The organism is Allobosea sp. (genome assembly GCF_030694325.1).
GTDB lineage: Bacteria > Pseudomonadota > Alphaproteobacteria > Rhizobiales > Beijerinckiaceae > Allobosea.
This window is the reverse complement of the sequence record NZ_JAUXYO010000228.1, coordinates 1-23,592: the sequence shown is the minus strand read 5'-3', so window position 1 is coordinate 23,592 and position 23,592 is coordinate 1. Positions and strand designations below refer to the sequence as shown.

Genomic DNA, 23,592 nt, shown 5'->3' with positions numbered 1-23,592 from the left:
GACCAGGCTCTCCGCGCCCTCAAGAAGAAGCTGCAGCGCGAAGGCGTCTTCCGCGAGATGAAGCTGCGCGGTCATTACGAGAAGCCCTCCGAGAAGAAGGCCCGCGAGAAGGCCGAGGCCGTTCGTCGCGCCCGCAAGCTGCAGCGCAAGAAGCTCCAGCGCGAAGGCCTGCTGCCGGCGCCGGTGAAGCCGAAGCGCCCCTGATCTCGTCAGGGCTGCGGCGTTTCGCCCGCCCTCGATGATCTGAAGAGAGACCCGACTGCGCCTGGAGCCGTCTCCGGGCGCTGTTGCTTTTCTGGCGACGTTAACCAACTCTTGTCACAAGCGGGCGCTTTCCTGAGCGGAGCGCGGTCGGTTGGGGAGCGCGACGAGGCGGTGTCGATCCGGATGGGTCGGCACGGCGGACGAGGCACGAAACCGGACCGATGAGGCGAAGTATGATGCGTGGCAGGAACTGGCTTGCGGCAGCGGGCCTCGCGGTGGCGCTGGCGGGTTGCGATACCGTTTCGACCATGACGGCGCAGCCGATCGCCGAACTCGACACCGCCTCGGCGGCCGAGGCCAGCGTCAATATCGGCTCGCTGACCGAGGTCATCAACCGCAACCCCAACGATCCCGGCGCCTACAATACGCGCGGCGCGGCCTATGCCCGCGTCGGTCGCTTCTCGGATGCGATCGCCGACTTCACCAAGGCGGTGCAGCTCGACCCCAACCTCGCTTCGGCCTACACGAATCGCGGCCTGGCCCTGCGCCAGAGCGGCCGCAACGATGCTGCGCTGGCCGATTTCAACAAGGCGACGAGCGTCTCGCCGAACTATGCGCCGGCCTTTATCGCGCGGGCCAATCTGCTGCGCGCCCAGGGCAACAGCCAGCAGGCGCTGGCCGATCTCAACACGGCGATCCGCCTCAACCCGGAATCGGCGGAGGCCTTCCATGCGCGCGGTCTGGTCTATCAGCGCGAGGGCCAGCACCAGTACGCGATCTCCGATTTCGACTCGGTGATCGACCGCAACCCCTACAACGCGCCGCCCTATATCGCCCGCGGACAGAGCCTGAATGCGGTCGGCCGATATGATTCGGCGCTCGAGGACTTCACCGCCGCGCTCAATGTCGACAACCGCAACGCCGATGCCTGGGCCGGCCGCGGCTTCGCTCAGGAAAAGCTCGGCCAGAAGTCGGAAGCCTCGCAGAGCTATCAGCGGGCGCTGGGACTGGACGGCAACAATGCGGCAGCGCGTGCCGGGCAGGGCCGCCTCGGGGGCGGCGGCGGGCTGTTCCGGAGCTGATCACTCGATCGTGCGGCTCTCGGCCGCCTGAACGGCGCCCTGGGTGGCCTCCGCGAGGAAGCGCCGGATTTCCGGCAGCGAGCCCTGCGCCGGCAGATCCTCATGCCCGCCCTTAGGGAAGCGCAGGAAGCGCTTGGGCGCGTTGGCGAGGCCGTAGAGCGCCTCGCCCTGCGCGAAGGGGATGACCCGGTCCCGCTCGCCATGCAGCACCAGCAGCGGCGCCCTGACGCGGCCGATCACCGCGTCCGACCGGAACGGGTCCAGCATCAGCCAGGCGACGGGCACGTAAGGGTAGATGCCCTGCGCCACGGAGACGGTGGACAGATAGGGCGCCTCCAGCACGACGGCGGCCAGCGGCGTCTCGGCCGCGAGTTTCAGCACCACCCCGGTTCCCAACGATTCGCCGTAGCCGACGAGCTGCGCGGCGCCGAAGCGCTCGGCCGCTGCGCCATAGGCGGCGCGGGCGTCGAGATGTAGGCCCGCTTCGCTGGGGCTGCCGGTCGATCCGCCATAGCCGCGATAGCTGACGGCGAGCAGGCCGGTGCCGTCCTCCGTCAGGGCGCGAAAGCGGGCGACGCGGCCGGGGCTGCCGAGGTTGCCGGCATTGCCGTGGACGTAGAGGATCACCGGCTTGCCGAGGCGTGGCGGCACCGCCCAGGCAACGAGCCGTTCGCCATCTGCGGCGGTCAGGATCAGCTCCTCCGCCGCGGGCAGCCCGGCGGCGGCGAGGTCGGCCCGGGCGGGATTGCGCGGAAAGACCAGATCACGCTGCCGGACGAAGAGCAGCCCGAGCAGACCGAAATAGACGCTGAGCGCGATCGCCAGCAGGCGGAGCAGAATCATCATGGCCGCGAGTCTCCACCGCCAGCGTGGCGCTGCCGCGACGCTCAGTCGAGGCGCTTGATCATCTCGATGGACAGGCTCTCGAACCCTGCGCGACGATAGGCCGTCAAGGCCGGGTCGTTGCCGGTCAGCACGCCGAGCTGCAGAGCCTTGCACCCGTTGTCGCGGGCGAAGCGCTCCGCCTGCGCCAGCAGCATCTGGCCGACGCCGGTGCCGCGCCGGCCGGCATCGACGACGATGTTCTCGATCAGGACATGGTCGCGCAGGTCGTCATGGACATAGGGGCCGGTGTGACCGAGCCGCAGGGCGAGATAGCCGATGCAGGTGCCCGCCAGCTCGGCGACGAACTGCGCGCCGGCCCGGTCCCGCGTCTGTGCGCTGTCGGCCTCGAGCAGCGCCTGGGCGGTGGCGGGGCCGCTGGCGCGCGTCGGGCTCAGTGCGGCCTCATGGGCGGCGAGCTGCATCAGCAGGCCGATCACAGCCTCGCGGTCGCCGTGCCGCATCGGGCGGTGGATGATGCTCACGAGGGCAGGCTCCAAACGAAAAAGACCGGCGCGAGGCCGGTCTTTTGCCGCGGTCAGGTGCGAAGGCGCCTCAGTGCGCCATCGCCTTGACGATGTCGTCGGTGACCTTCTTGGCGTCGCCGAAGAGCATCATCGTGTTGGGGCGGAAGAACAGCTCGTTCTCGACGCCTGCATAGCCGGCGGCCATGCCGCGCTTGATGAAGAGCACGGTCTTGGCCTTCTCGACGTCCAGGATCGGCATGCCGTAGATCGGCGAGGACTTGTCGGTCTTGGCGGCCGGGTTGGTGACGTCGTTGGCGCCGATGACGAAGGCGACGTCGGCCTGGCCGAATTCCGAGTTGATGTCCTCAAGCTCGAAGACCTCGTCATAGGGCACGTTGGCCTCGGCCAGCAGCACGTTCATATGGCCGGGCATGCGGCCCGCCACCGGATGGATGGCGTATTTGACCTCGACGCCTTCCTTCTTCAGCAGGTCGGCCATCTCGCGCAGCGTGTGCTGGGCCTGCGCCACCGCCATGCCGTAACCCGGCACGATGATGACCTTGCCGGCGTTCTTCATGATGTAGGCGGCGTCGTCCGAGGAGCCCTGCTTGACGGGCCGCGCCTCCACGGCACCAGCGGCGCCGGCCGCGGCATCATCGCCGCCGAAGCCGCCGAGGATGACCGAGAGGAAGCTCCGGTTCATGGCCTTGCACATGATGTAGGACAGGATCGCGCCCGAGGAGCCGACCAGCGCGCCGGTGATGATCAGTGCCATGTTGCCGAGCGTGAAGCCGATGCCCGCGGCCGCCCAGCCCGAATAGGAGTTGAGCATCGAGACGACGACGGGCATGTCGGCGCCGCCGATCGGGATGATCAGCAGCACGCCGAGCGCGAAGGAAACCAGCACGATCAGCCAGAAGACGACGTGGCTCTCGGTCTTCAGGAAGATCAGCAGCAGCACGACGAGCGCGATGCCGAGCCCGATATTGATGCCGTGGCGCTGCGGCAGCATGATCGGCTTGCCGCTCATGCGCCCATCGAGCTTGAGGAAGGCGATGATCGAGCCGGTGAAGGTGATCGCGCCGATGGCGACGCCGAGCCCCATCTCGAACAGGCTGGCACCGCTGATGCCGCCGACGCGGCCGATGCCGAAGGCGCTCGGCGCATAGAGCGCGGCCGCTGCCACCAGCACAGCGGCGAGGCCGACCAGCGAGTGGAAGAAGGCGACGAGCTGCGGCATCTGCGTCATCTGGACGCGCTTGGCCATGAAGGCGCCGATGCCGCCGCCGATGGCAATGCCGGCCACGACCAGAAGCCAGCCCGAGAAACCCGACGGCGGGAAGAAGACGACCGTGGTGGCGATGGCGATGCCCATGCCGACCATGCCGTAGAGATTGCCCTGGCGCGAGGTCGTCGGGTGCGACAGGCCCCGCAGGGCCATGATGAAGAGGACGCCGGCGACGACGTAGAGAAGGGCGGAGAGGTTCGCGGCCATCGGCGCTCAGCCCTTCTTCTTGTACATGGACAGCATCCGCTCGGTGACGAGGAAGCCGCCGAAGATGTTGACCGAGGCCAGGACCAGCGCGAGGAAGCCGAAAATCTTGGCCCAGACCGGCCCGTCGCCGAGCGCGGGCGCCGCCTCGACGCCGACCGCGAGCAGCGCGCCCACGACGATGACCGAGGAGATCGCGTTCGTGACCGACATCAGCGGGGTGTGCAGGGCCGGCGTCACCGACCAGACGACATAGTAGCCGACAAAGACGGCGAGCACGAAGATGGCGAGGCGGAACACCGTCGGGTCGACGAAGCCCCCGGTCGCGGCGCTGGCGCCGGCCGCGAGGCTGTCGGCATGCTGGGCGGCGAGATCGGCGGCCTGGCGCGCGGCGGCGGCGACGGAGCGGGCCTGTTCGAGGGCCTGTTCGGAAGTCGGATTAGCCATTGGTGACGCTCCCCTCGACGGCCGGCGCGGGCTCTGGTTCTGGCTTGGGCGCGGGCTTGGCCGCGAAATTCGGGTGGATCACGGCACCGTCGCGGGTCAGGGCGGTGGCCTTGACCAGTTCGTCGTCCCAGTTCACCGCGACCTTCTTCTCGGCTTTGTCGATCAGCGTCTCGACGAAGGCGAGCAGGTTCTTGGCGTAGAGCTGCGAGGCGGTCGCGGGGAGGCGGCCGGGTACGTTGAGATGGCCGACGATCCGGACGCCGTTTTGCGTCACGAAGACCTCGCCGGGCTTGGCGAGTTCGCAGTTGCCGCCGCGCTCGACCGCGAGATCGACGATGACGGAGCCGGCCTTCATGCTCTCGACCATGGCGGCCGAGATCAGCTTCGGGGCCGGGCGGCCGGGGATCAGCGCGGTGGTGATGACGATGTCCTGCTTGGCGATGTGGCTCGCCGTCAGCTCGGCCTGCTTGGCCTGGTATTCCTTGGACATCTCCTTGGCATAGCCGCCGGCCGTCTGCGCCTGCTTGAACTCCTCGTCCTCGACGGCGAGGAACTTGGCGCCGAGCGATTCGACCTGTTCCTTGGTGGCAGGGCGCACGTCGGTGGCGGTGACGATGGCGCCGAGGCGGCGCGCGGTCGCGATCGCCTGCAGGCCGGCGACGCCGACGCCCATGATGAAGATGCGCGCGGCCGGCACGGTGCCCGCCGCCGTCATCATCATCGGCAGGGCGCGGCCATATTCGGCGGCGCCGTCGATCACGGCGCGGTAGCCGGCGAGATTGGCCTGGGAGGACAGCACGTCCATCACCTGCGCGCGGGTGATGCGCGGCATGAATTCCATCGCGAAGGCCGAGACCTTGGCCTTGGCGAGCGCCGCGATCGCGCCCTCGTTGCCATAGGGGTCCATCGTCGCGACGACCAGCGCCCCGGCGGGCAGGCCCTTGATCTCGCTCTCGGCGGGGCGGCGGACCTTCAGGACGATGGCGGCGCCCGCGAGTGCGGCCGCCGCATCGGCGGCGATCGACGCGCCCGCGGCTTCGTAATCGGCGTCCGAGATGCCCGATGCGAGGCCGGCGCCGGTCTCGACGGCGATCTCGGCCCCGAGGGCCTTGAACTTGCGGACGGTCTCCGGCGTCACGGCGACGCGGGTCTCGGCCCCTTGCGTTTCGGCAGGCACGGCGATGCGCATTGCGGCGGAACCTCTCGGGCGCGGGTGCGGGGGGTCAGTGCGAGGCGGGCAGAAGCAGCAGCGCCAGCATCAGCAGGCCAAAGGGCACCGCCGGCGCACGCCAGCCGATCGACTTCGAGGCGATGCCGACGCCCGTTCCCACCAGCGTCAGCAGCGTGCCGATGATGGCGAAGCCCCAGGCGTGCTTGGTGCCGCCGACCGCCAGCGCCGCCACGATGGCGAGGCAGGCGACCGTCCCGACCTCGGCGAAATGCACGAAGCCCTGATAGGTCCGCTCATGTTCGCGGTAATCCATCTGCGGGATGTCGGAGGCGGGGTGTCCGTGATCGGCCATGGTCTGATCCCAAGAAAACGCTCGTCGCATGCCTGTAGCGCACCTGCGGGAGGTCGGCAACGGAGGGCCGATCGAGCCCTTCCGCAGAGGCAGGCGCGCTTTCGGCGCGGCCCGGCTCTAATGCGACAGAGCCGGCATGTAAATCGATTTAAACCGACTGATGCGCGTTCGACGATCGTCTCAGGCGATGATGTCGGGGGTCAGCGCGTCCTCGATCTGCGAGATGCGGTCCTTCAGATAGAGCTTGCGCTTCTTCAGCCGCTGGACTTGGACCTGGTTGATGGCGCCGACACGCTCCAGCGCGTCGATCGCGCTGTCGAGATCGCGGTGCTCCTCGCGTAGGCGGGCAAGTTCGGTGGTGAAGGCCTCGACCTCTTCGGGGCTGAGTTCGAATCCCATGGCCGTCCCATCATCGCCGCGATTGGGGGCGACTATGGTCAGACGCCGGGCGCCCCGCAAGAGCAGGGAAGCGGCGTGGTGGCGCGACCCTCACATTCGCCGGTTCGCGGAAAGGAGTCGGTGACGATCACAGAATGTCATGCCGCCGGGCCCATGCGCCCAGCAGACGTGAAGCCGGCTCTATGCCACACTCTCTTGCGTCAACCGCTCATCAGGAGGATCCAGATGTCGCTGCAGACCCATCTCGTCGAACTCGAACGCAAGCATCGTCAGCTCGAGGAAGCGATCGCCCAGGCCGTCGCCCGCCCCTCGTCCGACGATCTCACCGTGGTCGAGATGAAGCGAAAGAAGCTGCTGCTGAAGGAGGAGATCGAGCGCGTGCGGCAGACCATGCCGGAGCGAACGCTGCATTGAGCGCCGGCCGAGCCCGCGAGCTCGGTTCGAGTTGTGTCGAGATCTTCGCCGGCCCTCAGGGGCCGGCTTTTTCATGGTCGTTCGCCGATGGCCGCTCGCGGTTCGCAGGTTCGGTCCGGAACATCTGCCGGCCGCCCTTGTTGGGGCTGCACCACAGGCAGGATGAACGAGACGATGCGGCCAGACCCCGATATGCGCCCGGCTGGGCCTGGCGAAGCCGCGGCGGGCGTGAAGGCCGGCGGACTGCCTTCACGCCGGCTGATGCTCGGGCTCCTGGGCTCGGCGGGAATCCTGGCCACGCTTCCCGCCCGCGGACAGGCGCCGACGAGCGCCCCTGAGCCGAGCTTCGGCTACGCGGATGTGGTGGAGCGCGCGCGCCAGCTCGGCCGGAATGCCTTCGACGCAGACGCGGCCAAGATCCCCGCCGAGCTGTCGCAGCTGACCTATGACAGCTATCGCGAGATCCGCTTCCGCCGCGACAGGGCATTCTGGCGCGAGGGGGGCTCGGATTTCCGGCTGCTGCCCTTCCATGTCGGCTTCCTGCACAACAAGCCGGTGCAACTCCACACCGTCGCCAACGGCGTCGCGATGCCGATCCCCTTCACCACGGCGCTGTTCGAATACGGCAAGGTGCCGGTGCTCAAGGGGCTCTCGCCCTCGCTGGGTTTCGCCGGCTTCGCGGTCACGACCAATCTGAATGATCCGCGGGTCCAGGACGAGGTGATTTCCTTCCTCGGCGCGAGCTATTTCCGCCTCATCGGGCGCGGGCATCGCTACGGTCTGTCGGCCCGTTCGCTCGCGATCGACATCGGCGGTGCCTATCCGGAGGAGTTCCCCTTCATGCGCGCGCTCTGGCTGGAAGAGCCCGCGCGCGAAGCGACCGAACTGACGATCTACGCGCTGCTCGATTCGCCCTCCGTCGCGGGGGCCTATCGCTATGTCGTCAGGCCCGGGCTGACCACGCATGTCGACGTCACCGCCACGATCTTCCCGCGCAAGATCATCGAGCGGATCGGCATCGCGCCGCTGACCTCGATGTTCCAGGCCGGGGAGGGCGACCTCGCCCAGCGCAGCGACTTCAGGCCCGAGATCCACGATTCGGACGGGTTGATGATGCAGGCCGGCAGCGGCGAGTGGATCTGGCGGCCGCTGCGCAACCCGCAATCGCTGCGGATCTCGAGATTCGGCGACGAGAACCCGCGGGGCTTCGGCCTGATGCAGCGGGACCGGGATTTCGGAAACTATCAGGACCTGGAGGCGCATTACCATGCGCGGCCAGGCTACTGGGTCGAGCCGCAGGGCGACTGGGGCAAGGGCCGGGTTGACCTGATCGAGATCCCGACCGACAACGAGGCCTTCGACAATGTCGGCGCCTGCTGGACGCCCGAGGCGGCGCTGCCCGTCGGCGAGGCCTCGGAATTCCGCTACCGCATCTCGGCCCTGTCAACGACCGGGCATCTGCATCCTTACGCGCAGACGCAGCACAGCTTTGCCGGTTCCGACCTGGGGGACGGGCATGCGCAGGGGCACGGCACCAAGCGCTTCATCGTCGATTTCGCCGGCGGCGACCTCGCTTATCATCTCGGCGCCCCGGACCGGGTCGAACTCGCCGTTTCGGTCACGGCGGGCTCGGTGATGACGCGGATCCTGCAGCCCAATCCGGCTGCGGGCGGATTCCGTGCCATCGTCGACGCCAGCCTGCCCGACGGGCAGACGGGGGAAATGCGGATGTATCTGCGGGCGCGGGGTCGCACGCTCTCCGAGACCTGGATCAGCACCTGGACGGCGCCGGCATCCGCCGCGGCCGCGCCGGCTCCTGCCCCCGCCGCCTCTCAGCCGAGCGATTGAGCCAGAGCGCGGGCGCTTACAGATCCTTCGCCATCTCGCGCAAGCGGAATTTCTGGATCTTGCCGGTCGAGGTCTTGGGCACTTCCGTGAAGACGACCGTCTTCGGGCATTTGAAGGCGGCGAGGTGCTGGCGGCACCAGGCGACGATCTCGGATTCCGTCGCGGACTGTCCTGGTTTCAGCTCGACGAAGGCGCAGGGCGTCTCGCCCCATTTCTCGTCCGGCCGCGCGACCACGGCCGCGGCTTGGATCGCCGGGTGCTTGTAGAGCGCGTCCTCGACCTCGATCGAGGAGATGTTCTCGCCGCCGGAGATGATGATGTCCTTCGAGCGGTCCTTGAGCTGGATGTAGCCGTCCGGGTAGCGCACGCCGAGATCGCCGGTGTGGAACCAGCCGCCGGCGAAGGCGGCCTGGGTGGATTTGGCGTTCTTGAGGTAGCCCTTCATCACCACATTGCCGCGCATCATCACCTCGCCCATCGTGACGCCGTCGCGCGGGACAGGCTGCATCGTCTCGGGGTCGAGCACGTCGAGCCCTTCCAGCGCCGGGTAGCGCACGCCCTGGCGGGCCTTCAGGGCCGCCTGCTCAGCGGCTGGCAGCGCGTCCCAGGCGTGGTTCCAGTCGTTGACGACGGCGGGGCCGTAGCACTCGGTAAGCCCGTAAAGATGCGTCACCTCGAAGCCCGCCTGCTTCATGCCGGCGAGCACGGCTTCCGGCGGCGGGGCGGCGGCGGTGAAGAAGGCGACCGTCTGCGCGAAGTCGCGGCGCTCCTCGGCGGGCGCGTTGAGCAGGGCCGACATCACGATCGGCGCGCCGCAGAGATGGGTCACGCCATGGTCGGCCAGTGCATCGTACATCGCCTTGGCGCGGACCTGGCGCAGGCAGACATGGGTGCCGGCGACGAGCGAGATCGACCAGGGGAAGCACCAGCCGTTGCAGTGAAACATCGGCAGCGTCCAGAGATAGACCGGGTGGCGGCCCATCTGCCCGGTGAGAATGTTCGAGGTCGCCAGCAGATTGGCGCCGCGGTGGTGGTAGACCACACCCTTGGGGTCGCCGGTCGTGCCGGAGGTGTAGTTCAGCGCGATCGCGTCCCACTCGTCGTCAGGCATCACCCAGGCGAAATCGGGGTCGCCGCCGGCGATGAAATCCTCGTACTCGACGCTGCCCAACCGTTCGCCGGGGCCGTCATAAACGGGGTCGTCATAGTCGATGACCAGGGGCTTGGCCTTGCAGAGCGTCAGCGCCTCCTTGATCGTCTTCGAGAACTCCCGGTCGGTGATCAGGACCTTGGCCTCGCCATGATCCAACGAAAACGCGATGATCGCCGCGTCGAGACGGGTGTTGAGCGTGTTCAGCACGGCGCCGCACATCGGCACGCCATAATGGCACTCCAGCATCGCCGGGGTGTTGGGCAGCATGGCGGCGACGGTGTCGTTCTTGCCGATGCCGTGGCGGGCGAGTGCGGAGGCAAGGCGCCGCGCGCGGGCATAGAACTCGGCGTAGGAGCGCCGCAGCGGGCCGTGGATGATGGCGGTATGGTCAGGATAGACGCTCGCCGCGCGTTCGAGGAAGGGCAGGGGCGTCAGCGGCTGGTGATTGGCCGGGTTGCGGTCGAGATCGGTGTCGTAGGCGGATGTCGTCATGCGGTGTCCCCTCCCGTTCGGCTTAGCCTCTGCGGGCCGTGACCGTAATCCATCCCTTTGTCCGATAGGGCGCAAGGGGGCATGCTGGCATCATGTCAGAGCCAATGGAGGCCGTTCAGCCCGTCATAGGTCAGCTTCAGGCCGACCAGCAGGAGCAGGCTGTAGATGATCTTGTAGAAGCGCTTCACCGGCACCCGGCGGACCAGCCAGACCCCCGCGACGGTCGAGACGATGGCGACCGGCAGCAGCACCAGCGAGGCGGTGAGGTTGGCGGTCGTGAACTGTCCCAGCGCGATATAGGGGGCGACCTTGATGACGTTGATCAGCGCGAAGAAGATCGCCCCCGTCCCGACGAAGACGGCCGGGGCTAACCGCAGCGGCATGGTGTAGATCTGGTAGGGCGGCCCGCCGGCATGGGCGATCATGCTGGTGAAGCCGCAGAGTGCCCCCCAGAACGTGCCCTGCGGATAGTTCGAGCGCGTCGGCGGCAGTTCGGCTCCGCCACCGGCGAGCAGATTGCGCAGCGCGAAAACGACCGAGATCAGGCCGACCGCGAGAACGACGGCGCCATCCGCCACCCGCGCTGCCAGCAGATAGCCCGCGAAGATGCCGAGTGCGGCGCCTGGCAGGAGTGTCGCCAGCGTCCGCCTGTCGAAATCGCGGCGGTAGGACCAGACGGTCACGACATCCTGCGACATCAGCACCGGCAGCATGATCGCGGCCGCCGTCACCGGCGAGACGACCTGTGCCATCAGCGGCAGCGAGAGCAGGCCGAGCCCCGAGAAGCCGCCCTTCGACAGCCCCATCAGGATGACCGCCGGCACCATGGCGGCGAAGAAGGCGGGGTCGAGCAGCATGCCGGGAGGGGTCCAAAAGGCGAAGGGCGGCGCTTGCGCCAGATCAACCGTGGCATCTCCCGAAGCGCGGTAGAAGATCAAGGGCGCGGGGGCGCCATGTGCGAAAGTCGCTCTCGACGGCGCGTCATGCGTCTGTGAAGGGATGGCGACAACAAAAAAGGCGAGGGGAGGGTGCCATGTCGGAGAAGGGCCGCTACGGCGAGGTCTATGGGCGCTGGCAGGCCGATCCCGAGGGCTTCTGGGCTGAAGCCGCGCAGGCGATCGACTGGGTCTCGCCGCCGCAGCGCATCTTCGATGCTTCGCAGGGCGCCTATGGTCGCTGGTTCCCGGACGCGACCTGCAACACCTGCTTCAACGCGCTCGACCGGCATGTGCGCGACGGACGGGGCGAGCAGCCGGCGCTGATCCATGACAGCCCGGTCACGGGCAGCAAGGCGGTGTATACCTACGCGCAGATGCTGGATGAGGTCGGGGCGCTCGCGGCGGTGCTGCAGGATCTCGGCGTCGGCAAGGGCGACCGCGTCGTCCTCTACATGCCGATGGTGCCGGAAGCGGCCTTCGCCATGCTGGCCTGCGCGCGCATCGGCGCGGTGCATTCGGTCGTGTTCGGCGGCTTCGCGGCCAAGGAACTGGCGACGCGCATCGAGGACGCGACGCCAAAGGTGATCCTGGCCGCGACCTGCGGCATCGAGCCCAGCCGCGTCATCGAATACAAGCCGCTGCTCGACCAGGCGATCGAGTTGTCCTCGCACAAGCCGCAGGCCTGCCTGATCCTGCAGCGGCCGCAGGTCGAGGCCTCGATGCATGCCACCCGCGACAAGAACTGGCGCATGCTGGTCGCGGCGGCGAAGGCTCAAGGGAAACGGGCGGAATGCGTCCCCGTCGCGGCGACGGACCCGCTCTACATCCTCTACACCTCGGGCACGACCGGGAAGCCCAAGGGCGTGGTGCGCGACAATGGCGGCCATCTGGTCGCGCTGAAATGGACGATGGACAATCTCTACGGCGTGAAGCCGGGCGAGGTGATGATCACGGCGTCCGATGTCGGCTGGGTCGTCGGCCACAGCTACATCGTCTATGCGCCGCTGATCCAGGGCGCGACCTCGGTGCTCTTCGAGGGCAAGCCGGTGGGCACGCCCGATGCGGGGGCCTTCTGGCGGCTGATCGCCGAACACAAGGCTGTCGTGCTGTTCACGGCGCCCACCGCTTTCCGCGCCATCCGCAAGGAAGATCCGGAGGCCAAGCTGCTGCCGGCCTATGATCTCTCCCATTTCCGGGCGCTGTTCCTGGCCGGCGAGCGGGCCGATCCCGATACGCTTATCTGGGCGCAGGACATCCTGAAGGTGCCGGTCATCGACCATTGGTGGCAGACCGAGACCGGCTCGCCGATCGTCGGCAACCCGATCGGGCTCGAATTGCTGCCGGTGAAGCCGGGCTCCCCGACGGTGCCGATGCCGGGCTATGACGTTCAATGCGTCGACGACGGCGGGCGGCCGGTGCCACCCGGCACGATGGGCGCGATCGTGATCAAGCTGCCCCTGCCGCCCTGCGCCCTGCCGACCCTGTGGCAGGCCGAGGAGCGCTTCGTCGAATCCTATCTCGCGGCCTATCCGGGCTACTACAACACCTCGGATGCCGGCTTCATCGACGCCGACGGCTATGTCTTCATCATGGGGCGTACCGACGACATCATCAACGTCGCCGGCCACCGCCTCTCGACGGGGGGCATGGAGGAGGTGCTGGCCTCGCATCCCGCCGTGGCCGAATGCGCGGTCGTCGGCATCCGCGACGCGGTCAAGGGCGAGCAGCCCTGCGGCTTCGTGGTGCTCAAGTCGGGCATTACCCAGAGCCCCGACGCGGTCGAGCGCGAACTGGTGGCGCTGGTGCGCGAGAAGATCGGCCCCGTCGCCGCCTTCCGGCTGGCGCTGACGGTCGGGCGCCTGCCCAAGACCCGCTCCGGCAAGATCCTGCGCGCCACGATGAAGAAGATCGCCGATGGCGAGGACTACACGATGCCGGCGACGATCGAGGATCCGGCGGTGCTGGACGAGATCGGGCTGGCGCTGAAAGCGAAGGGGCTGGGGTAGGGCGATCGGGGCGCTTATGCGTTCTTGTGAGAAATTGTGAGGTCGGCTAGGCTGCGCGCATGAAGAACGACGCCATGCGCCCCCTCACCATCTCGCTCTCGCCCAAGCAGCTCGCGCGGCTCAGCCAGGCCGTCGAGAGCGGGGCCTATGCCTCCAACAGCGAGGTGGTGCGCGACGCGCTGCGGCTGTGGGAGCAGCGCGAGGAAATCCGGGCCCTCGAACTGGCGAGGCTGAAGCAGGCCTATGAGGAAGGGCTCGCGAGCGGAGAGCCGGTCGACGGGGACGAGGCTTTCGCCCGCATACGGTCCGCTGTCTTCGGCAGGCAGGAGGCGTGACGCCGCATGGGCTTTCGAGTCCTGCCCCGTGCGATGAGCGACATCACGTCAATCGCTGCCGGCATCGACGCGGAGAGCCCGTCCGCCGCGCGCAAATGGCTTGACGAGTTGTATCGTCGCTTCAGCCATCTCGGTGAAACGCCGGGAATGGGGCCGGCACGTCCCGAGGTCGGTCGGGACGTCAGGCTCTTTCCGCACGGACCCTATGTCATTCTCTACAGGTCGGGGCCTGGCGGCGTGGATGTCGTGCGCGTGATCCACGGCAAGCGCGATCCGGAAACCTGGCTGTAAGCGAGGTTTCCGGCAGGCGAGGCCTCAGGCCTCGTCGTCCTCGTCGACCGGACGCTTCATCTGCTTGAGCTTGGCGAAGACGGAATCGACGTCGATCGCCGCCTCCTCCTCGCGCTTGGGCTTGCCCATGTCGGCGAAGGTCTGGCTGAGCGGCGCGGGCTCCGGCGCCGTGGTCTCCTCGGCCGGCAGCAGCGTCGAGCCGATCTCGGCGACCATGGCCGGGCGGTCCTTGGCGGCGCGGCCGACCTCGAAGTCGAGATCGATCTGCGAGCACAGGCCGAGGCTGACCGGGTCGATCGGCGAGAGCGTCTGGGCGTTCCAGTGGGTCCGGTCGCGGATCTGCGCGATCGTCGACTTGGTCGTGCCGATCAGGCGGATGATCTGCGCGTCCTTGAGCTCGGGATGGTTGCGCAGCAGCCAGAGGATGGCGTTTGGCCGGTCCTGCCGCTTCGAGACGGGGGTATAGCGCGGCCCCTTCGTCTTCTTCATCTCGGGCACCTTCACCTTGCGCTCGGCGAGCTTGAGGTGGTGGGCCGGGTTGGCGGCGGCGCGCTCGAGCTCCTCGCGGGTGAGCTGCCCGGAGTTGATCGGGTCCAACCCCTTGATGCCGGCCGCGACCTCGCCATCGGCGATGCCGCGCACTTCGAGCGGGTGGAGTTTGCAGAACTCGGCGATCTGCTCGAAGGTCAGGGACGTGTTCTCGACCAGCCAGACCGCGGTGGCTTTCGGCATCAGCGGAGGTAACGACACGGGCTGTCTCCTGGAATCTCGGAATCCGGCAATCGGCCGGGTCAACGTCGCGGGCAATAGCTCTCGGGCGCCGACCGGCCTCTTCGGCGGCCATCCAAATCATCGACGATGAACAGGATGGGCGGCTTATAGGGGAGGCGGGGGCGGCTGTCCAAGAAAAAGAGCCGGCGAGACGCCTTGCCGTGCCGGTGGCGCGGGCCGGGCGAGGGGCGTAATCTGCCGGGCTCGTCACGCGGACGAGCTTGCAGGGGAAGCGCCAATGTCGCTGTTTTCCGATGACGACCGGCCCAAGCCGAAGCCCGTCCACGAGATCGGGCAGGATCTGTCGATGCTGTCCCTGGCCGAGATCGACCTGCGGGTGGCGGCGCTGAAGGCCGAGATCGAGCGGCTGGCCGAAGCACGAGCGAAGAAAGACGCCTCGCGCAGCGCGGCCGATGCGTTTTTCCGAAAGCCCGGCTGAAAACGCGGCAGATTGCCCCCGCGTTAAGGGCCTCTTAACGATTCCAAAGTATGAATCTCATCATCCAGTTTGTCTGGATGCGAGTGGCTCCTGCCCGCTCTGTTTGACGCCTCCCTGTTGACCTTCGAGCCGCCTCCGGGCGGCTCTTTTTTATGGTCTCTACCCGCGTTAAGGTTAACCGGACGTTACCGGCGCGGCCCCTGCGCATCGGCGCTATCCTTGCGACATCGACGGCATGAGCCGTGACGCGTGCCATGCGGACACGGTGTTGTGCCGATGGGAGACAAGGCCATGAACGACCTGCTGATCCGCGAGACCGCCAGCGAGGACGGCGCGATCTCGTTCGCGCGCGGCTTCGTGAAGTCCGATGCCTTCATGGTGCTGTTCCGCGAGGGGATGGGTCTGGTCGAGGACACCGCCGCCTATCTCGACGGCGAGGGCCGGGCCGCGTCGGCGGCGCTGCCACGCGAGGTCGCGCTCGGCTATGCGACGGAAAGCATGCGCCTGACGACGCGGCTGATGCAGATCGCCTCCTGGCTCCTGGTGCAGCGCGCCGTCGCCGAGGGCGAGATGACCGCCGAGCAGGCCCGCGCCGAGAACGCCAAGGTGCGCATCCCGGAGACCGGCGTGTCGGGCACGGCGGCCGAGCTCGAGCGCCTGCCGCAGGGCCTCCACGACCTCATCGCTCATTCGTTCCGGCTGCAGGCCCGCATCCGCCATCTCGAGGGCCAGATGAATGCGCCGGCGCCGGCCGAGAAGGCCAATCCGGTCCAGGACCAGCTTGCCAGCCTCCAGGCCCGCCTCGGCCTCGCGCTCTGAATTCGCCGCGCGGCCGATCGCCGCGCCGGGACGCGCCCCAAAACGAAACGGCCCGGTCGAAAGACCGGGCCGTTCTTGATTCAGATCAGCGCAGGCGGGCACATCCGCCGGCAGATCACTTCTTGCCGAGCGCGCCGATTGCGGAGAAGCGCGAATTGAAGCGCGACACGCGGCCGCCACGGTCGAGCATCTGCTGCGAGCCGCCGGTCCAAGCCGGATGCGTCGTCGGGTCGATGTCGAGGTTAAGCGTGTCGCCCTCCTTGCCGAGCGTCGAACGCGTGAAGTATTCCGTGCCATTGGTCATGACGACCTTGATGGTGTGGTAGTCGGGGTGGATGCCGGTCTTGGCCATGGCTAAATCCTCAAACGTCGAAAACGGGCGTGGTCGACAAGCAGGCAAGCCTGCCCGGCCCGTCGAAAAATTCGTATGAGCCTGTCGTGAAGTCGCGTGCACATATCTCAGCCGGGCCGACAGCGCAAGCAGAACAGGACAAAGACGCGTGCCCGCAGCCGAAAAAGACGACACCAAAGCACGGCCCGACTTCCGCTCGCTGGCGTCCTTCTGGCCCTATGCGCTGAGATATCGCAAGCGCATCGCGCTGGCGCTGCTGGCCCTCGTCATCGCCTCCGCGGCGACGCTCGCGCTGCCGGTGGCGGTGCGACGCGTGATCGATGTCGGATTCTCCGGCGGCGAGCAGCAGCTCGCCAACAGCTATTTCGTGCTGCTGATCGGCGTGGTCGCGGTCCTGGCCGTGGCGAGCTCGGCGCGCTTCTACCTCGTCATGACGGTGGGCGAGCGCATCGTCGCCGATCTGCGGGCCGACGTCTTCGCCCATTTGACGCGGCTGGAGCCCGCCTTCTTCGATTCGAGCCGGGCGGGCGACCTGGTCTCGCGTCTGACCGCCGACACGACGCAGATCAAGTCGACCTTCGGCTCGACCGCCTCGATCGCGCTGCGCAATGCGATCATGACCATCGGCGCGCTCTCGCTGATGATCGCGACCAGCCCGCAGCTCTCGGCCATCGTGATCGGCGCGATCCCGCTGATCGTGCTGCCGCTGGTCTTCTCCGGGCGCTCGGTGCGCCGGCGCGCCCGGGCGGCTCAGGACCGGCTGGCCGACGCGTCGGCCTTCGCCTCGGAGGCGGTGGGGGCGATCCGCACCATGCAGTCCTTCGGGGCTTCGCGGCAGACGGCCGCCCGCTTCGGCCAGGCCTCGGACGAGGCCTATGGCGCCTCGCGCGCCGCGACCGCCTCGCGCGCGCTGCTTTCCGGCGTCGCGATCTTCCTCGTCAGCGCCAGCGTGGTCTGGGTGCTGTGGACGGGCGCGACCGAGGTCTTCGAGGGGCGGATGAGCGGCGGGCGGCTGTCGCAGTTCCTGCTCTATGCCGTGCTGGCGGCGAGTTCGCTCGGCCAGCTCTCCGAGGTCTATGGCGACGTCTCGGCGGCCGCCGGCGCCGCCGGGCGGCTCGGCGAGATCCTCGCCCTGAAGCCCGCCATCGCCGCGCCGCCGAACCCCGCTCCGATGCCGGAGCCGGCGCGCGGCGAACTCGCTTTTGAGCGCGTCTCCTTCAGCTATCCCGGACGCAGCGTCGAGGCACTGTCGGATCTCACCTTCTCGGTGCGGGCCGGCTAGCGGGTGGCGCTGGTCGGGCCTTCGGGGGCCGGCAAGAGCACGGTGCTGCAACTGGCGCTGCGCTTCTACGATCCGGCCGCCGGGCGTGTCGTGGTCGATGGCATGGCGGGCCCGCAGGTCGACCCCGAGGCCTGGCGGCAGCGCTTCGCGCTGGTGCCGCAGGAGCCGACCGTGTTCGGTGTCTCGGTGCGCGACAACATCGCCTATGGCCGTCCCGAGGCGACGCTGGCGCAGGTCGAGGAGGCGGCACGGCTGGCGGCGGCGGACGGCTTCATCCGGGAGTTGCCACAGGGCTACGACACCATCGTCGGCGAGCGTGGCGTGACGCTGTCGGGCGGGCAGCGGCAGCGGCTGGCGATCGCCCGGGCGGTGCTCAAGGACGCGCCGATCCTGCTGCTCGACGAGGCCACAAGCGCGCTCGATTCCGAGAGCGAGCGGGCGGTGCAGGATGCGCTCGACGCGCTGATGAAGGGCCGCACCACGCTGGTCGTGGCGCATCGCCTGGCCACGATCCTCTCCGCCGACCGCATCCTGGTGATGGAGGACGGTCGCGTCGTCGAGGAGGGGACGCATGCCGAACTCAAGGCCCGCGGCGGGCTCTATGCCCGGCTGGCCGCGCTGCAGTTCGGGCTGGAGGCGGCCTGAGCGCCGCCTTTAGGGCCCGTGCTCAGGAGGTCAGGTTGATCGTGTACTTGCCGGCGTTGGGCACGGTGCCCTTGAAGCCGACGCTGCGTTCCCCGCTCGGGCAGGTGCCGCCGACGATCTCGCGCGTGACGGCGCGGGTGGGCACGCAGAAGGTCTTGTCGATGCCGGATTGGCCCGGCCAGTGATACGTCCGGCCCTCCTTTTCGGCATAATAGTAGAACAGCGCGGTGTTCCAGCGCGCGACGCTCTTGCAGCCGCCGGCCGGAATCGTCTGCCAGGCGGTCAGCGTCCATTTCTTGGTCGTCTGGGGGACATGAGCCAGCGCGGTGAAGATCTTCGCCCCGGTCTTGTTGCAGAAGACGATTTCGCTCTGCTGCTGCGCGAGGGCCGGCATGCCGACCGACATCACGGCGGCGAAGGCCACCAAGGCTGCTATCCTCATCAAAATCCCCCAACCACCAAAGCTCAGTCCCGCGCGCATCTGACTTCCGCAAGGGCAGCTTTGTCAAACGCGCCGTCCGGTGTCCCGCGGAGCGGGTTGCGCGTTGGGTTCCGACGCCTCAGAGCCCGTGCGTGCGCGGATAGGCGCTGGGAGGCGGGGACGCCCAGCCGGCGAGCAGATCCGGCTGCGTGCGGAAGATCTCGACCTTGAGGGGGTGGCAGGCGGCGACATCGCTGGAATGGGTCGTGCTGCAATCGCCGCCCGGACAGGCGGAGAGCGCGCCGAGCAGGTCGATCTCGGCGAAGAACTCGATGTAGTCGCCCGGCCGCACCGGGCTCGCCTTCATGAAGTACTGATGCGTGCCGCGGGTGAAGCCGGTGCACATGAAGACGTTGAGGACGTCGTGGACATGCCTCTCGGCCTCCGTCACCGGCAGCCCCTTCGCCCTGGCGAGCGCCCGCGTCAGGTTGGAATGGCAGCAATGGTGGTAGTCGCTGCCCGAGAGCAGGCGGTTGGTGTAGGGATCGCAGCGCGTGCCGATGACGTCGTGAACGGCGCCGCCATCGGCGTCGATGCCGTACCAGGCCAGCGTGTCGTGGGTGATGGTCGCCAGCGGCCGCAGGGACGGCAGGCTGCTCCAGAGCCGGTCGCCGATCGAGACATGGGTGGCGTGGAGCTGGCGCGTCTTGCCGCTGAAGAAGCGCTCGGACAGGTCGTTGATGTTCCAGAGGTTGAGATCGCCGACCTGCGGGCCCTCGACGCCGACGATGCGGAAGAAGTGGCCGGCGGGGACCTCGAAGGCCTCCGCGTCGCGCGGCGCGACGATGATCTCGTCGATCTTCGTGAGATGCTCGCGCGCCCGCGCCAGCAGCGCCATGTCGGGCTTCGGCAGGCTCTCGACGGGGTAGCAGATGGTCAGCGGCCGGGAGCGGCGGGCGGCGGCGTCGGCGGGCTCTGCGAAAGGCATGTCGGGCTCCGGGCAGTGGTCAGCGCGGCGGAAACACCGCGTAATGGGCGGCGAGCGCCGCAATCTCCTCGATGCTCATCTGGCGGGCCATGTAGCGCATCTCCTTGTGGGCGCGCTTGCCGCTTCGGAACGCCATCATCTGGTTGAAGAGATAGCGCTCGTTCTGCCCGGCGAGATGGGGCATCTCGGTGTCGCGGGCGATGCCGTCGAGCCCGTGGCAGGCGGCGCAATCCTCTGTCGCGGAGCGGCGGGGCTCGGCCATTGCGGGGGCAGAGATGGCGGCTGCCGCGGCGACGAACAGCATCGCAGCAGCCCCTCTGATTGCCCGTCCCCGCGCCATACGCCTCACCGCTCGGTGATCTTGAACTCGATGCGGCGGTTGCGGCGCCAGGCGTCGTCGGTGTTGGCGACGTCGAGCGGCTGGAACTCGCCGAAACCGGTGGCGGCGATGCGATCGGCCGAGATGCCCTTGGTGACGAGATATTCGACCACCGCGATGGCGCGGGCCGCCGAGAGGTGCCAGTTCGACGGGAATTGCGGCGAGCGGATCGGCCGGTTGTCGGTGTGGCCGTCGACGCGCAGGATCCAGGGCAGGTCGGGCGGCATCTCGCGGCCGAGATCGGCGATGATCGCGCCGAGCTTGTCGAGTTCGCCGCGGCCCTCCGGCTTCAGCACGGCCTGCCCCGCATCGAAGAAGACCTCGGACTGGAAGACGAAGCGGTCGCCGACGACGCGGATGTCGGGCCTGGTGCCGAGCACCTGACGCAGACGGCCGAAGAAGTCCGAGCGGTAGCGCGCCAGTTCCTGGACGCGCTGGGCCAGGGCCACGTTCAGTCGCGAGCCGAGTTCGGAGATGCGGGCCTGCGCCTCCCTGTCCTTCGCCTCGGAGGCGCCCAGCGCCTCCTCCAGCGCGGCGAGCTGGCGACGCATGGCGAGAATCTGCTGGTTGACCATGTCGACGGTGGCCTGGGCGCGGGCGGAGAGCTGCTTCTCGGCCTCGAGCGCCTTCTGTGCCTCGCCGAGCTGGGCCGCCTGGTTGCCGGGCTGGGCGGCGAGCATGTCCTGGATGCGGCCGCGCTCGGCCTGCTCGCGCGTCAGCGAGGATTGCAGCAGCGTCAGGTTCTCCTGGGCCTGGCGGTTCGAGGCGCGCTCGAGGGCGAGCAGGTCGGTCAGCTCCGAGATCTGCCGGTTGAGCCGGTCGAGGGCGGTGTCCTTGCCGGTCAGCTCCTGCGACAGGAAGAACTGCCCGAGCACGAAGACGGAGAGCAGGAACACGATGCCGATCAGCATCGTCGAGAGCGCGTCGACGAAGCCCGGCCAGAAATTGACCTCGTCGCGGCGGTGGGAGCGGGAGAGGGCCATCGCCGTCAGGGCTCCATCACATTGTCGGCGGTGAGGCGCTCGAGCAGGCGCTTCATGTCCTTCTCGCGGGCGGCCTGGGCCTCGACCCAGTCGCGGATCAGCTGCTGCTCGGAGCGCATGTGCTGGACGAGGCCCTGGATGCCCTCGGCGAGACTGGCGAGCGCCTGCGTCGCGGCACGGTTGTTGGCGCCGCTCTCGGCCATGGCGGCGCCGAGCCGGTCGAGCCGGTCACCGAGCGGGTCGCCCGCCAGCGGCTGGATGCCGGGGAGATTCGCGCCGCCGGTGCGGGTGCCGAGCCAGCTCTCCATCTCGTTGCGGAAGCGCCTCTGCGCCTGGGCGACCTGCAATTCGAGGAAGCCGAGGATCAGCGAGCCGGCAATGCCGAAGAGCGAGGAGGAGAAGGACAGGCCCATGCCGGCGAGCGGCGCGGCGAGGCCGGCCTTGAGCTCGTCGAACAGCACGCCGGCTTCGGCGCCGGTGCGCAGGCTCCGGATGACGTTGCCGACCGAGGACACGGTGTCGAGCAGGCCCCAGAAGGTGCCGAGCAGGCCGAGGAAGACCAGCAGGCCGGCGAGATAGCGCAGCACTTCGCGGCCGTCGTCGAGCCTCACCGCGACCGATTCGAGCACGGTCGCCGCCTGGGCGGGCGCGAGGCTGCGGCTGTCGAGCGCGGGCAGGACGGGGCCGAGCGGCGCGATGACCTGGCCGCGGCGGATCTGCGCGGCGCCGGGGTCGGCGGCAAGGCGGGTGGCGGCGCGGGCCTCGGCATGGATGCGCCAGAGTTCGCGCAGCGCGATCAGCACGCCGACGAAGAGCGAGCCCAGGATCAGGCCGTTCAGGCCCGGATTGGTCATGAAGGCCGAGATCAGCCCGGCCTGCAGGATGAAGCCGAGAAAGCCGATCAGGGCGAGAAAGACGAGGGCGCGGACAACATAGCGCAGCGGGCGCGAGAATCGCGTCTCGTCCCGCGGGGGCGCGGCCGCTTCGCGTTCGGCCGCCAGATCCTCAGTCGCCATGCTTAATCTTCCGTTCGCCACCGTGACGGGAGGGACTGTCGCTTCCCGTGCCGCGATGATCAAGCGCGAAAGATCAAGGAGATATGACCAAAGTCCGGGCTGTTGCCGCGGTGCTGCGCGGCTCAGGCGGCCTTGAGCGCCGCGCGCAGGGCCTGCTCGCCGATCTCGTTGCCGCAGATGATGTCGCGCGCCATCGTCGGCTGCTTGCCGTCGAGCGTGCCGAAGGTGCCGCCCGCCTCGCGGATCATCACGGCGCCGGCCGCGAAGTCCCAGGTGTTGAGGTCGCGCTCCCAATAGGCGTCGAAGCGCCCGGCGGCGACATAGGCGATGTCGAGCGCCGCGCAGCCCATGCGGCGGGCATTGGAGAAGCGCGTCATCACCGCGCCGAGCTCGCGCAGGAAGAGCGGGTGGCCGCCCTTGCCGATGTGGGGCACGCCCATGCCGACGAGCATCTCGGTCGGCTCGCGCCGGCCCGAGACGCGCATGCGGCGGTTGTTGACATAGGCGCCCTTGCCCTTCTCGGCGATGAAGAGCTCGTCCTTTGCGGCGTCGTAGATCACGCCCGCGACGAACTGGTTGTCGCGCTCCAGCGCCACCGAGATGTTCCAGTGCGGGACGCCGCGCAGGAAGTTGTGGGTGCCGTCGAGCGGGTCGATGTGCCAGCGGTTGCTCTCGTCGGTGCCGAGCACGCTGCCGGCCTCCTCCATCACGAAGCCGTAGCCTGGCCTCGCCTTCTCCAGCGAGGCGCGGATGATCTCCTCCGCCTTGGTGTCGGCCTTGGAGACGAAGTCGCCCGGGCCCTTGGCCAGCACCTGCAGGTTCTCGACCTCGCCGAAATCGCGCTTGAGGGAACGGGACGCCTTCATCACGGCGTCGGTCATCACGGTCATCAGGGGGGAGCGGATCATCGTTACCTCTTGTGCGCCGCTACGGCGCATCGTCCAGATCTCACGGCACGAGAGTCCGGCTCGTCAATCGAGCCCTCATCCTGAGGAGCCGCGCAGCGGCATCTCGAAGGATGCTCCAGACGTCTCCGGAGCCTCCTGGACCATCCTTCGAGACGCGATCTGCGATCGCTCCTCAGGATGAGGGCTGGTGGGTCAGTTGAAATTCAAACGGTCCCTTGCTCGCCCGTTAGGGCGACGTCAAGGCCGCGCCCTCGATCCGCTCGGCGGCGAGGCGGGCGGCGCGGCCCTGCTGCTCGGGGTTGAGCCGGTCGAAGAGCTGGGCCAGCGCGGGATCGTCGAGGCCTCGCGCGCGCGCCGCCAGATGCCAGGCGGCGGCCTCGATCGAGTCGGGGGGAATGCCCCGCCCGCTCTGGTAGAGCCGCGCGATTCGGTTCTGGGCGATCGGGTTGCCCTTGCCGGCGGCGCGCAGGAAGAGCTTCGCGGCGGCCGTCTCATCGGCCGCGACGCCGGTGCCGTTGAACAGCATGATCGCATATTCGACCTCGGCGGGCAGGTGTCCGGCAGCGGCGGCCTGCGCCATCCAGCGCGCGGCCTGCTCGTCGCTACGGGGCATGCC

Annotated in this window: 27 protein-coding genes and 1 pseudogene; 10 read left to right on the top strand and 18 right to left on the bottom strand. The window is 68.4% G+C overall.

Going from position 1 to position 23,592, the window contains the following annotated elements; all coding sequences use genetic code 11:
* A partial coding sequence (gene rpsU / locus Q8M82_RS15060; protein ID WP_305692145.1) for a 30S ribosomal protein S21 occupies nt 1-204 on the top strand: 204 nt, incomplete at its 5' end.
* Between the two features lie 233 nt (nt 205-437).
* The gene (locus Q8M82_RS15055; protein ID WP_305692144.1) at nt 438-1,286 is read left to right on the top strand and encodes a tetratricopeptide repeat protein; all 849 of its coding nucleotides are present in this window, start codon (nt 438-440) and stop codon (nt 1,284-1,286) included.
* On the opposite strand, the gene Q8M82_RS15050 is transcribed toward Q8M82_RS15055, so the two are convergent.
* From Q8M82_RS15050 to Q8M82_RS15020, 7 genes are all read right to left on the bottom strand, one after another.
* Nucleotides 1,287-2,132, bottom strand: a complete 846-nt coding sequence (locus Q8M82_RS15050; protein WP_305692143.1) for an alpha/beta hydrolase — start codon at nt 2,130-2,132, stop codon at nt 1,287-1,289.
* Nucleotides 2,133-2,173: 41 nt separating this feature from the next.
* Nucleotides 2,174-2,653 carry a GNAT family N-acetyltransferase gene (locus Q8M82_RS15045; RefSeq protein ID WP_305692142.1) on the bottom strand — a complete coding sequence of 160 codons (480 nt, stop codon included), beginning with the start codon at nt 2,651-2,653 and terminating at the stop codon, nt 2,174-2,176.
* A gap of 70 nt (nt 2,654-2,723) precedes the next feature.
* Nucleotides 2,724-4,130, bottom strand: coding sequence for an NAD(P)(+) transhydrogenase (Re/Si-specific) subunit beta (locus Q8M82_RS15040; RefSeq protein ID WP_305692141.1), 1,407 nt, complete (start codon nt 4,128-4,130; stop codon nt 2,724-2,726).
* Nucleotides 4,131-4,136: 6 nt separating this feature from the next.
* Nucleotides 4,137-4,574, bottom strand: coding sequence for an NAD(P) transhydrogenase subunit alpha part 2 (locus Q8M82_RS15035; protein ID WP_305692140.1), 438 nt, complete (start codon nt 4,572-4,574; stop codon nt 4,137-4,139).
* Complete coding sequence (locus tag Q8M82_RS15030) at nt 4,567-5,763, bottom strand: Re/Si-specific NAD(P)(+) transhydrogenase subunit alpha (RefSeq protein ID WP_305692139.1); 1,197 nt, start codon at nt 5,761-5,763, stop codon at nt 4,567-4,569. Before Q8M82_RS15030 ends, Q8M82_RS15035 begins: the two co-directional genes overlap by 8 nt.
* Nucleotides 5,764-5,797: 34 nt before the next feature.
* A complete protein-coding gene (locus Q8M82_RS15025) occupies nt 5,798-6,097 on the bottom strand; it encodes an aa3-type cytochrome c oxidase subunit IV (RefSeq protein ID WP_305692138.1) in 300 nt (99 codons plus the stop codon).
* Nucleotides 6,098-6,277: 180 nt separating this feature from the next.
* Complete coding sequence (locus tag Q8M82_RS15020) at nt 6,278-6,496, bottom strand: YdcH family protein (RefSeq protein ID WP_069056399.1); 219 nt, start codon at nt 6,494-6,496, stop codon at nt 6,278-6,280.
* A gap of 225 nt (nt 6,497-6,721) precedes the next feature.
* Here Q8M82_RS15020 and Q8M82_RS15015 point away from each other — a divergent pair, with 225 nt between their 5' ends.
* A complete protein-coding gene (locus Q8M82_RS15015) occupies nt 6,722-6,910 on the top strand; it encodes a YdcH family protein (RefSeq protein ID WP_305692137.1) in 189 nt (62 codons plus the stop codon).
* Between the two features lie 174 nt (nt 6,911-7,084).
* Entirely contained in the window at nt 7,085-8,758 is a 1,674-nt protein-coding gene (locus tag Q8M82_RS15010) for an OpgD/OpgG family glucan biosynthesis protein (protein WP_305692136.1), read from the top strand.
* Between the two features lie 16 nt (nt 8,759-8,774).
* On the opposite strand, the gene Q8M82_RS15005 is transcribed toward Q8M82_RS15010, so the two are convergent.
* Both Q8M82_RS15005 and Q8M82_RS15000 read right to left on the bottom strand, forming a co-directional pair.
* Nucleotides 8,775-10,403 carry an acyl-CoA synthetase gene (locus tag Q8M82_RS15005; RefSeq protein WP_305692135.1) on the bottom strand — a complete coding sequence of 543 codons (1,629 nt, stop codon included), beginning with the start codon at nt 10,401-10,403 and terminating at the stop codon, nt 8,775-8,777.
* Nucleotides 10,404-10,498: 95 nt separating this feature from the next.
* Nucleotides 10,499-11,260: a sulfite exporter TauE/SafE family protein gene (locus Q8M82_RS15000; protein ID WP_305692134.1), complete on the bottom strand. Its 762-nt coding sequence runs from the start codon at nt 11,258-11,260 to the stop codon at nt 10,499-10,501.
* A gap of 176 nt (nt 11,261-11,436) precedes the next feature.
* On the opposite strand from Q8M82_RS15000, the gene Q8M82_RS14995 reads away from it, so the two are divergent.
* The 3 genes from Q8M82_RS14995 to Q8M82_RS14985 all read left to right on the top strand — a co-directional run bounded on the left by Q8M82_RS14995 (nt 11,437) and on the right by Q8M82_RS14985 (nt 13,973).
* Nucleotides 11,437-13,347 (top strand): propionyl-CoA synthetase, encoded by a 1,911-nt coding sequence (locus Q8M82_RS14995; RefSeq protein WP_305692133.1) that lies wholly within the window; start codon nt 11,437-11,439, stop codon nt 13,345-13,347.
* 74 nt (nt 13,348-13,421) lie between these two features.
* The gene (locus Q8M82_RS14990; protein WP_371126373.1) at nt 13,422-13,682 is read left to right on the top strand and encodes a type II toxin-antitoxin system ParD family antitoxin; all 261 of its coding nucleotides are present in this window, start codon (nt 13,422-13,424) and stop codon (nt 13,680-13,682) included.
* Nucleotides 13,683-13,688: 6 nt separating this feature from the next.
* Nucleotides 13,689-13,973 (top strand): type II toxin-antitoxin system RelE/ParE family toxin, encoded by a 285-nt coding sequence (locus tag Q8M82_RS14985; RefSeq protein ID WP_305692131.1) that lies wholly within the window; start codon nt 13,689-13,691, stop codon nt 13,971-13,973.
* Between the two features lie 24 nt (nt 13,974-13,997).
* On the opposite strand, the gene Q8M82_RS14980 is transcribed toward Q8M82_RS14985, so the two are convergent.
* Nucleotides 13,998-14,723: a DUF1013 domain-containing protein gene (locus Q8M82_RS14980; protein ID WP_305692130.1), complete on the bottom strand. Its 726-nt coding sequence runs from the start codon at nt 14,721-14,723 to the stop codon at nt 13,998-14,000.
* A gap of 259 nt (nt 14,724-14,982) precedes the next feature.
* On the opposite strand from Q8M82_RS14980, the gene Q8M82_RS14975 reads away from it, so the two are divergent.
* Both Q8M82_RS14975 and rcdA read left to right on the top strand, forming a co-directional pair.
* Nucleotides 14,983-15,183 (top strand): DUF1192 domain-containing protein, encoded by a 201-nt coding sequence (locus Q8M82_RS14975; protein WP_305692129.1) that lies wholly within the window; start codon nt 14,983-14,985, stop codon nt 15,181-15,183.
* 291 nt (nt 15,184-15,474) lie between these two features.
* Nucleotides 15,475-16,002 (top strand): protease adaptor protein RcdA, encoded by a 528-nt coding sequence (rcdA, locus tag Q8M82_RS14970; protein ID WP_305692128.1) that lies wholly within the window; start codon nt 15,475-15,477, stop codon nt 16,000-16,002.
* A 115-nt stretch (nt 16,003-16,117) separates the two neighbouring features.
* Here the strand turns inward: rcdA and rpmE are convergent, their stop codons facing one another.
* Nucleotides 16,118-16,354 (bottom strand): 50S ribosomal protein L31, encoded by a 237-nt coding sequence (gene rpmE, locus Q8M82_RS14965; RefSeq protein WP_192643908.1) that lies wholly within the window; start codon nt 16,352-16,354, stop codon nt 16,118-16,120.
* A 148-nt stretch (nt 16,355-16,502) separates the two neighbouring features.
* Between rpmE and Q8M82_RS14960 the strand changes: the two are divergent.
* A pseudogene (locus tag Q8M82_RS14960) lies at nt 16,503-18,281 on the top strand (ABC transporter transmembrane domain-containing protein).
* Between the two features lie 22 nt (nt 18,282-18,303).
* Here Q8M82_RS14960 and Q8M82_RS14955 read toward each other — a convergent pair.
* From Q8M82_RS14955 to Q8M82_RS14925, 7 genes are all read right to left on the bottom strand, one after another.
* Nucleotides 18,304-18,705, bottom strand: a complete 402-nt coding sequence (locus Q8M82_RS14955; protein WP_305692146.1) for a DUF1036 domain-containing protein — start codon at nt 18,703-18,705, stop codon at nt 18,304-18,306.
* A gap of 136 nt (nt 18,706-18,841) precedes the next feature.
* Nucleotides 18,842-19,690, bottom strand: coding sequence for an urea carboxylase-associated family protein (locus Q8M82_RS14950; protein ID WP_305692127.1), 849 nt, complete (start codon nt 19,688-19,690; stop codon nt 18,842-18,844).
* 19 nt (nt 19,691-19,709) lie between these two features.
* Nucleotides 19,710-19,994 (bottom strand): c-type cytochrome, encoded by a 285-nt coding sequence (locus Q8M82_RS14945; protein ID WP_305692126.1) that lies wholly within the window; start codon nt 19,992-19,994, stop codon nt 19,710-19,712.
* A 41-nt stretch (nt 19,995-20,035) separates the two neighbouring features.
* Nucleotides 20,036-21,052: a peptidoglycan -binding protein gene (locus tag Q8M82_RS14940; RefSeq protein WP_305692125.1), complete on the bottom strand. Its 1,017-nt coding sequence runs from the start codon at nt 21,050-21,052 to the stop codon at nt 20,036-20,038.
* A gap of 5 nt (nt 21,053-21,057) precedes the next feature.
* Complete coding sequence (locus Q8M82_RS14935) at nt 21,058-22,068, bottom strand: flagellar motor protein MotA (RefSeq protein WP_305692124.1); 1,011 nt, start codon at nt 22,066-22,068, stop codon at nt 21,058-21,060.
* Nucleotides 22,069-22,190: 122 nt separating this feature from the next.
* Complete coding sequence (locus Q8M82_RS14930) at nt 22,191-22,976, bottom strand: inositol monophosphatase family protein (protein ID WP_305692123.1); 786 nt, start codon at nt 22,974-22,976, stop codon at nt 22,191-22,193.
* Between the two features lie 226 nt (nt 22,977-23,202).
* A partial coding sequence (locus tag Q8M82_RS14925; RefSeq protein ID WP_371126372.1) for a tetratricopeptide repeat protein occupies nt 23,203-23,592 on the bottom strand: 390 nt, incomplete at its 5' end.

What these genes read in the sequence shown, in the direction of transcription:
- Q8M82_RS14990 (WP_371126373.1), top strand. Translation starts at nt 13,422, where the DNA reads ATGCGCCCCCTCACCATCTCGCTCTCGCCCAAGCAGCTCGCGCGGCTC.
- Q8M82_RS14930 (WP_305692123.1), bottom strand. Translation starts at nt 22,976, where the DNA reads ATGATCCGCTCCCCCCTGATGACCGTGATGACCGACGCCGTGATGAAG.
- Q8M82_RS15015 (WP_305692137.1), top strand. Translation starts at nt 6,722, where the DNA reads ATGTCGCTGCAGACCCATCTCGTCGAACTCGAACGCAAGCATCGTCAG.
- Q8M82_RS15040 (WP_305692141.1), bottom strand. Translation starts at nt 4,130, where the DNA reads ATGGCCGCGAACCTCTCCGCCCTTCTCTACGTCGTCGCCGGCGTCCTC.
- Q8M82_RS15050 (WP_305692143.1), bottom strand. Translation starts at nt 2,132, where the DNA reads ATGATGATTCTGCTCCGCCTGCTGGCGATCGCGCTCAGCGTCTATTTC.
- Q8M82_RS14985 (WP_305692131.1), top strand. Translation starts at nt 13,689, where the DNA reads ATGGGCTTTCGAGTCCTGCCCCGTGCGATGAGCGACATCACGTCAATC.
- Q8M82_RS15005 (WP_305692135.1), bottom strand. Translation starts at nt 10,403, where the DNA reads ATGACGACATCCGCCTACGACACCGATCTCGACCGCAACCCGGCCAAT.
- Q8M82_RS15000 (WP_305692134.1), bottom strand. Translation starts at nt 11,260, where the DNA reads ATGCTGCTCGACCCCGCCTTCTTCGCCGCCATGGTGCCGGCGGTCATC.
- rpmE (WP_192643908.1), bottom strand. Translation starts at nt 16,354, where the DNA reads ATGGCCAAGACCGGCATCCACCCCGACTACCACACCATCAAGGTCGTC.
- Q8M82_RS15035 (WP_305692140.1), bottom strand. Translation starts at nt 4,574, where the DNA reads ATGGCTAATCCGACTTCCGAACAGGCCCTCGAACAGGCCCGCTCCGTC.
- Q8M82_RS15055 (WP_305692144.1), top strand. Translation starts at nt 438, where the DNA reads ATGATGCGTGGCAGGAACTGGCTTGCGGCAGCGGGCCTCGCGGTGGCG.
- Q8M82_RS14975 (WP_305692129.1), top strand. Translation starts at nt 14,983, where the DNA reads ATGTCGCTGTTTTCCGATGACGACCGGCCCAAGCCGAAGCCCGTCCAC.
- Q8M82_RS14945 (WP_305692126.1), bottom strand. Translation starts at nt 19,994, where the DNA reads ATGCTGTTCGTCGCCGCGGCAGCCGCCATCTCTGCCCCCGCAATGGCC.
- rcdA (WP_305692128.1), top strand. Translation starts at nt 15,475, where the DNA reads ATGAACGACCTGCTGATCCGCGAGACCGCCAGCGAGGACGGCGCGATC.
- Q8M82_RS15020 (WP_069056399.1), bottom strand. Translation starts at nt 6,496, where the DNA reads ATGGGATTCGAACTCAGCCCCGAAGAGGTCGAGGCCTTCACCACCGAA.
- Q8M82_RS14935 (WP_305692124.1), bottom strand. Translation starts at nt 22,068, where the DNA reads ATGGCGACTGAGGATCTGGCGGCCGAACGCGAAGCGGCCGCGCCCCCG.
- Q8M82_RS14995 (WP_305692133.1), top strand. Translation starts at nt 11,437, where the DNA reads ATGTCGGAGAAGGGCCGCTACGGCGAGGTCTATGGGCGCTGGCAGGCC.
- Q8M82_RS14950 (WP_305692127.1), bottom strand. Translation starts at nt 19,690, where the DNA reads ATGCCTTTCGCAGAGCCCGCCGACGCCGCCGCCCGCCGCTCCCGGCCG.
- Q8M82_RS15030 (WP_305692139.1), bottom strand. Translation starts at nt 5,763, where the DNA reads ATGCGCATCGCCGTGCCTGCCGAAACGCAAGGGGCCGAGACCCGCGTC.
- Q8M82_RS15010 (WP_305692136.1), top strand. Translation starts at nt 7,085, where the DNA reads ATGCGGCCAGACCCCGATATGCGCCCGGCTGGGCCTGGCGAAGCCGCG.
- Q8M82_RS14940 (WP_305692125.1), bottom strand. Translation starts at nt 21,052, where the DNA reads ATGGCCCTCTCCCGCTCCCACCGCCGCGACGAGGTCAATTTCTGGCCG.
- Q8M82_RS15025 (WP_305692138.1), bottom strand. Translation starts at nt 6,097, where the DNA reads ATGGCCGATCACGGACACCCCGCCTCCGACATCCCGCAGATGGATTAC.